Origin of the sequence: Bradyrhizobium jicamae (genome assembly GCF_001440395.1) — a bacterium.
GTDB lineage: Bacteria > Pseudomonadota > Alphaproteobacteria > Rhizobiales > Xanthobacteraceae > Bradyrhizobium > Bradyrhizobium jicamae.
In genome coordinates this window covers 140-6,490 of record NZ_LLXZ01000148.1, presented here as the reverse complement: position 1 = coordinate 6,490, position 6,351 = coordinate 140, and the positions used below count along the sequence as shown (strand labels likewise).

General features: G+C 64.0%; 6 protein-coding genes. 1 reads left to right on the top strand and 5 read right to left on the bottom strand.

The window, feature by feature from the left end; all coding sequences use genetic code 11:
• Nucleotides 1–249: 249 nt before the first annotated feature.
• Genes CQ12_RS23945 through CQ12_RS23925 form a run of 5 tightly spaced genes read right to left on the bottom strand, consistent with a single transcriptional unit; the run spans nt 250 to nt 4,832 of the window.
• Complete coding sequence (locus CQ12_RS23945; RefSeq protein ID WP_198164246.1) at nt 250–891, bottom strand: prepilin-type N-terminal cleavage/methylation domain-containing protein; 642 nt, start codon at nt 889–891, stop codon at nt 250–252.
• The gene (locus CQ12_RS23940) at nt 891–1,313 is read right to left on the bottom strand and encodes a type IV pilus modification PilV family protein (protein WP_057837760.1); all 423 of its coding nucleotides are present in this window, start codon (nt 1,311–1,313) and stop codon (nt 891–893) included. Before CQ12_RS23940 ends, CQ12_RS23945 begins: the two co-directional genes overlap by 1 nt.
• Nucleotides 1,314–1,333: 20 nt before the next feature.
• Nucleotides 1,334–1,774: a GspH/FimT family pseudopilin gene (locus CQ12_RS23935; RefSeq protein WP_057837759.1), complete on the bottom strand. Its 441-nt coding sequence runs from the start codon at nt 1,772–1,774 to the stop codon at nt 1,334–1,336.
• Nucleotides 1,771–3,036 (bottom strand): type II secretion system F family protein, encoded by a 1,266-nt coding sequence (locus tag CQ12_RS23930; protein ID WP_057837758.1) that lies wholly within the window; start codon nt 3,034–3,036, stop codon nt 1,771–1,773. The genes CQ12_RS23935 and CQ12_RS23930 overlap by 4 nt, the downstream gene beginning before the upstream one ends.
• A gap of 14 nt (nt 3,037–3,050) precedes the next feature.
• Nucleotides 3,051–4,832 (bottom strand): GspE/PulE family protein, encoded by a 1,782-nt coding sequence (locus CQ12_RS23925; protein ID WP_083519455.1) that lies wholly within the window; start codon nt 4,830–4,832, stop codon nt 3,051–3,053.
• A 110-nt stretch (nt 4,833–4,942) separates the two neighbouring features.
• Between CQ12_RS23925 and CQ12_RS23920 the strand changes: the two genes are divergently transcribed.
• Nucleotides 4,943–5,851, top strand: a complete 909-nt coding sequence (locus tag CQ12_RS23920) for a helix-hairpin-helix domain-containing protein (protein WP_057837757.1) — start codon at nt 4,943–4,945, stop codon at nt 5,849–5,851.
• The last annotated feature ends 500 nt before the right edge of the window (nt 5,852–6,351 follow it).

Genomic DNA, 6,351 nt, shown 5'->3' with positions numbered 1-6,351 from the left:
GGATGACGTTTCTTCGAATCGTCATCCCGCTTTATCTTTTTGTTTGAGCATGATCTCCGCGCAAACGCGTTCCGCGTTTGTCGCGAGGGAAAACCGCTACACACTTTTCCGGATCATGCTCTAGTCTCATTGGACTCCAGCCCGGTCGCGTGAGGCTTCGGCCGGGCCTCACAGCCCGCTTTAATTGCATTCAGTCATCGGCTCATCTTGTTGTTCAGGCACGATGTTTTCGAAAAAATTGGTCAGGCATTAGCCCTGGCGTAGCGCCACGATCGCAGCGGGCTCGTTGCGCCGCTCATCCTCAAATTCAATCCGGATCGAAACCAGATCCGGTAGCCGCTCGGCGCGCAGCCAGTCCGCACGCCAGGCTGGCTTTACCTTTGGATCCGTGGTGCCGAAATAGCCGAGGCGGATGTCGCGCACGCCGCTGAGCACCACAACGCGGGTTGGCGATTGTTCCGGGCTCTCCTTCGATCGGGCGCCGTTGAGCGCGACGAAGTCCGCGACGATATCGCTGCCGCTTCGCCGCAGGACGATCTTGTGCGGCCCACCCCGCAGCGAGCGCCCCTCGCTCAATCCGACGAACGAGATCACTTCACCGCGGCCATCGAACCCGACCGCGTCTTTCGGGCCCGCCCCGTCAAACCGGACCGGAAGCGCCGATCCGACCAGCGCCGCCACGGTCTGGATCGCGGCACTGGTTTCGCTTCCAATCTCGCTGGCGCGATCGGCACCAAATGCCCGCCGTGCCATCGACAATCCGCCGGCCAGGAAGCCGGTCAAGATCGCGAGGATGGCGAGCGACAGCAGCAATTCGATCAGCGTCAGCCCCTGCTCTCCCCTTCGGCGCGCGGCGACGCGAGAGATCAGCCGGTTGGGGCTAGCCGGCATCATTGTTTCGCCTCTGCCGACAGCTTCAACGCCGCAAGCCTGGTGGCGGTGCCGTCCGGCGCCTCGACGGCGACTTCAACCCAAAACGAGCGGAGCGCGCCATTTGCAGGCGCCGGCCGACCGCCTTGCTGTGTACGCGTGTCGCCGACGGAACGAAGTTCCGTCACCGTCTGCCGCCACCTGAATTTGTTCGCGACCAGGCCTTCGCGAGTGCCCGCCACGAGCGCCTCGGAAATGCCGGCGGCTTCGAGGCGGGACTGCGCAACCCGCAGCGCGGTGCGATTGACCTGCGTGCGCGCGTCGGACCGCATCGCCACCACCACGCCCGTCGATATCGCGCCTAACCCCAGCGCCAGGACGACGAAGGCTATGAGGATTTCGAGCAACGCAAATCCGCGCTCGCCCTTGCGTCTCGCCAGCATCCGTCTGGATCGCGCGCCCGTCACTGGATCAACCGCGGTTCGCCGGTCAGCCAGTTGACGGCGATCCGCGCCGACCGCCCGTCCAGCGTCAGCGCGATCTCGCCGCCGGACGACTGGCCGTCCGGATAGAATCTGATGCCGCCAGTGTCGCCGGAACGCTCCGTCTCGGCCACCACGACCGCGGCAGCCATTCCGCGCGGCAGCGCGTGCATCGAGTTCGGCAAGCCGAAGCGGCCTTTCTCCACATCGATCCGGAACAGCGTTTCGGCATTGCTCGACATCGCCTGCGCGCGGGCGAGCTGAAGCGTTGCCGTGACCGAGCGGGCCGTGACGGCGACACGCGCAGAAGAGGTTTTCGGCTTCGCGGACAACGTCCCGGCAAGGACAAGGGCGATGATGCCGATAACCACGAGCAGTTCGGCCAGCGTGAACCCGGCTGAGGATGGCGCGGGGCGTTTCATTGGAAGGCGAGATTGTTGATCGACAGCACTGCGCTCATCACATGCATGATGAGCCCGCCGATGCTGCCGCCGATGAGAAGCGTCAACGCCGGCGTCAGCAGGCCGACCATGCGTTCGATGCGTCGCTGCAGGTCGGCCTCGATCACGGTGGCCACCTGAATGAGCATGGGGCCGAGCTGGCCGGACTCCTCGCCAACGGCAACGAGCCGAAGCGATGCGGGCGGCAACAGGCCGTCGCTATCGAAAGCGCGGTGCATCGGCGTACCTTCCGGAACGCGCTTGATGGCATTGCCGTAGAGCGCGTTCAGGTGCCGGTTGGTGACGAGCGCACGCGCGGTCTGCATCGCGGACATCAGCGGCACCCGTGCGACGAGCAGCGTGCCCAGCGCCCGTGCAAAGCCGCCGGCTTCTCGGCTTTGCACAAGCCGACCAACCACTGGCAGCAAACATTTCAAACGATCTACACCGAGCATGACCTCGGGATTTTGTTTCGCCCTCCCCCACGCCACGAAACCCGCCGCGCCGCAAAGCGCTGATGCGAGCAGGACGATCAGCCAGTTGTCCTGAACTTCCTCGAAGAAATGCAGGATGCCCGGCAGCGGAAGGCCGGCGTCGGTGAAGATCGGCGAGATGCTGGGTATCAGCACGAAGACGATGACGACGACCGAGACCAGCGACATCAGGATCAGGACCATCGGATAGACCAGCGCCGACGTGATCTTGTTGCGGATCTCGAGCCGCCGTCCCAACAGCTCGGCGATCTGCGTCAGCACCCGCCCGGTCACCCCTCCGGCCTCGCCGGCCGCCAGAATGGCGCGGTAGTCCGACGGAAACACGTCCGCCCGCTGCGCCATCGCTTCCGAAAGCTGCAATCCGGCCAGCACGTCCTTGAGCAGCCCGTTGGCAAGACGTGCGGTTTTTGGTGACGCGCCCGGCCCTGCAATGATGCGGAATGCGGCATCGAGCGTCAGCCCGGAATTGATCAGCGAGGCCAGCTCAACCGTAAAAGCCGTCAGCTCCTTCAGGCCAAAGCGGTTTGATTGAACGACTTCGCGCTTCCAGACCGACGTTTCCGTCTCTTGCGGTGACGCGGATGGCTGGAGCGCGCGTGCTGGCGCCTGGTCGGCCACGCCATGGGTTTCGAACGGCGTAAGCCCCGCACCATAGAGCGCATCGATCGCCGCATCGACGCCTTCAGCAACAATCGTTCCTGCCGTGATCGCGCCCCGCGCCGTGTAAGCCTTGTAGTGAAAGGTCGCCAAGGCCGGTGCTCCCTTCAGGACGCGCGGGTGACGCGAAGGACTTCTTCGAGCGAAGTCTCGCCGGCCCCGACCTTCATGAGGCCATCCTCATACAGCGTGTGAAAGCCTGCTTCGCGCGCAAGCTGCTCGACCGCGCGCTGGTCCTGGCTCCTTCTGCCGATCGCCTCGCGGATGCTGTCGTCGATGATCAACAGTTCCGATATCGTGGTGCGACCGCTATAGCCGGTGTTGCCGCAGGCCTCGCAGCCCACCGGCTGCCGGCTGTGCGACCAGTCCACTTGCGGATGGCCCGCTATCGCCATCTTGAGCTTGCCATGCGCCCGTTCGCTGTCCGTGTGCGGTCGCGAGCACGCCGGACAGAGCTTTCTGACCAGGCGCTGCGCCATCACGCCCGCGATTGTCGAGGCGAGAAGGTAACGCTCCAGGCCGATGTCGATCAGGCGCGTGATCGCGGCAATCGCGCTGTTGGTGTGCAGGGTCGAGAACACCAGATGGCCGGTCAGCGCCGCCTGGATCGCGATGCGCGCGGTTTCGAGGTCGCGGATTTCGCCGATCATGACGATATCAGGGTCCTGACGCAGGATCGAGCGAAGCGCGGTCGGGAAGTCGAGACCGATCTGCGGCTGGACCTGGATCTGGTTGATCCCGGAGAGCTGATATTCGATCGGATCTTCTACCGTGAAGAGTTTCAGCTCGGGCCGATTGAGGTCCTTCAACGCGGTGTAGAGCGTCGTCGTCTTGCCGCTGCCGGTCGGGCCGGTAACCAGAATGATGCCGTTTGGAAGCGCCATCAGGCGCTGGAGAGATCCTTGCGTCCTGCCGTCGAGCCCGAGCTTGGTGAAATCCAGCTCCACCCGCGTCCGGTCGAGAATTCGCATTACGACGCTTTCGCCGAAGGCCGTCGGCAAGGTCGAGACACGGATGTCGATCTCGACGCCGCGCACCACCGTCTTGATGCGGCCGTCCTGCGGCAGCCGCCGCTCGGCGATATCAAGCTTGGCCATGATCTTCATGCGCGTCGTCAATGCGGCACGCAGCGCCGCCGGCACGACACGCTCCTGCTGCAAGAATCCGTCGATACGGTATCGCACGGCGACGGCATCGCGTCCGGGTTCGACGTGCACGTCGGAAGCGCCACGTTCGACGGCTCTTGCAATGATCTGATTCACCAGCCGAATGACCGGCGCTTCGTTGGCAATGTCGCGCAGGCGCTCGACGTCGAATTCGCTGCCGTCGTTGCCTGATAGCGCGATGCCGTCGGTTTCTTCGGCCTGCATCTCGGACGCTGCGTCCTGATACAGCGTCCGCAACGCGCGCTCGATTTCTGCCGGCGCGATCACCGCGAGATCGACGCGCACGTCGAGCATGTAGCTGATGGCCTTGACGGACTCATCGACGAAGGGATCGGCGGTGGCGATCAACAGACGCCGGCCGTCGAACGCGACAGGCAGGATCCGGTTGGTCTTGAGGAAGGCGAGTTGCAGACGGTCGGCCAGAACGGGCCGTGCCGGGAGGTCGGCAGGCTCGATCGGCGGCAGGCCGCAATAGGTGGCATAAGCCAGGCAGAGGTCGGCTTCCGAAATCAGGCCGAGCTTGACCAGCACGAGGTCGAAGCGCTCGGAGGCTGCCTCCGCGGCCCGCCGCGCCCGGCCGATGGCGGCGGCATCGACCAGGTCCTTGTCGAGCAGAAGGTCGGAGAACGCCTGGGCGAAGCCAGCGTCCCTTGGACCCGGCGGTTCAGTGGCCCGGCTCAAAGGCGCGGCCGGACGCAACAACTCCTGGATATCGAATGACATTCGCGCGCTCGGCAGTCTCGCGGGATTTTCCGTCGGCACGATTCTAGGAGGTTTTGATTAACCAAAGCTTTGACGCTTTGTTTGCCATTCCCGCGTAAAAATCGGCCGCCATGGCAGACCGGGCACGAACGAACCGATTTTCCGTCCCCGGCCGGCCGGAATGCCCTGCCCTGCCCCGCCGCAAGGCCAGCCAATCGGGCTTCGCGCTGGTTGCCGTGATCTGGACCTTGGGCCTGACTACGCTGCTTGGAATGGCTGTCATCGTCGGCGCGCGTTACCGCACCAAGACATCGTCGAACTACGCCTCGGTGGCCGCCGCCGAGATGGCGGCGGAGAGCGCGGTCAACCTGGCAATTGCCACGGCGCTGGCCCCGACGCCCGAGCAAGCCGTTAGTTTTCCGCTGCGGTGCCGGCTGCCCGGCGGCGAACGCGCCACCATCACGGTCGAGGAAGAGACCGGGAAGATCGACCTGAACACGGCGAGCCCAGCCGCGCTGACACGCTTCTTCACCGCGCTCGCGGGCGATCAGTCGAAGGGCAGTCGCATCGCCGCGCAGATCGTCGAATTTCGCAAACCCAAGGCGCAGGGGACGCCAAGCGCGGGGCCTGCTGAAGCACGTTTCACCACCGTGATGCAGCTCGATCAGATCGACGGCATGTCACCCCTTCTGTTCCGGACGGCGCTTCGCCATGTCACGGTTCGCTCCGGACGGCCTGAGCTCGACATGGAGGCCGCCTCTCCCGCTATGCTCAGATTGCTCAATGTCGTGCCGAAGCAGGTGGCCGCCAAGCGGGGCCTGCCCACAGGCGGCAGTATCACCATCCGCGCGGATATCAGCGCCTCGGACGGCACCCGCTTCATACGCGAGGCGCTGGTCTCGCTGGAAGGCGGCAATGGCCGTCCCTTCGCCATCCGTGAATGGCGGCGCGGCGATATCGATTCATCAAGCGCGCGGCAGGAAAGCGCCCAAGGCACGGGACGTGCGTGCCTGCGCGTTCGCGACGCGGCGGCAAGCTGAGCTTCCGCATCGACGATGAAGCTGCAACCAGGGCGCGGATCCATACTCCCGCAACCAAATTCGGATTGATGCGAGGCGCCGGTCGTCAACACGGGGAATGCCACGCGGCTTGTTCGGAACGAACGGCCTGATGGCAACCCATTCAAAGTCCTTCAGTTCATGCCGCATGATTCGAGGCGCCGATTTGAGCGCTTGAATCACGTCCGAACCGATGCCTTCACCTGGCAAAATCGGACAATCGGCATTTCCGAGATTAACCCTAACCGGACATGCTGGGGACATGCCAAAATCGACGCTTTTGACCCAAAGCTGGCATTTTGAGGCCGACTGGAAGGTGCTGAAGTTCGGCCTGCGCCACAGTCAGCGCAATCGTATAAAGGCCGCCAACTGGGGCGGCCTTTATTCAGTTCACTTTGGGCGATCCCCCTGCTTGGAGTTCAGTCAAGCCGGGCCAGACTACCTGCAACGAAACAGATGCGTGAAATAGTAATAGTCTTAGC

Bases quoted from the DNA above. Each gene is read 5' to 3' on its own strand.
- CQ12_RS23945 (WP_198164246.1), bottom strand. From the start codon at position 891: ATGCCGGCTAGCCCCAACCGGCTGATCTCTCGCGTCGCCGCGCGCCGA.
- CQ12_RS23940 (WP_057837760.1), bottom strand. From the start codon at position 1,313: ATGCTGGCGAGACGCAAGGGCGAGCGCGGATTTGCGTTGCTCGAAATC.
- CQ12_RS23935 (WP_057837759.1), bottom strand. From the start codon at position 1,774: ATGAAACGCCCCGCGCCATCCTCAGCCGGGTTCACGCTGGCCGAACTG.
- CQ12_RS23925 (WP_083519455.1), bottom strand. From the start codon at position 4,832: ATGTCATTCGATATCCAGGAGTTGTTGCGTCCGGCCGCGCCTTTGAGC.
- CQ12_RS23920 (WP_057837757.1), top strand. From the start codon at position 4,943: ATGGCAGACCGGGCACGAACGAACCGATTTTCCGTCCCCGGCCGGCCG.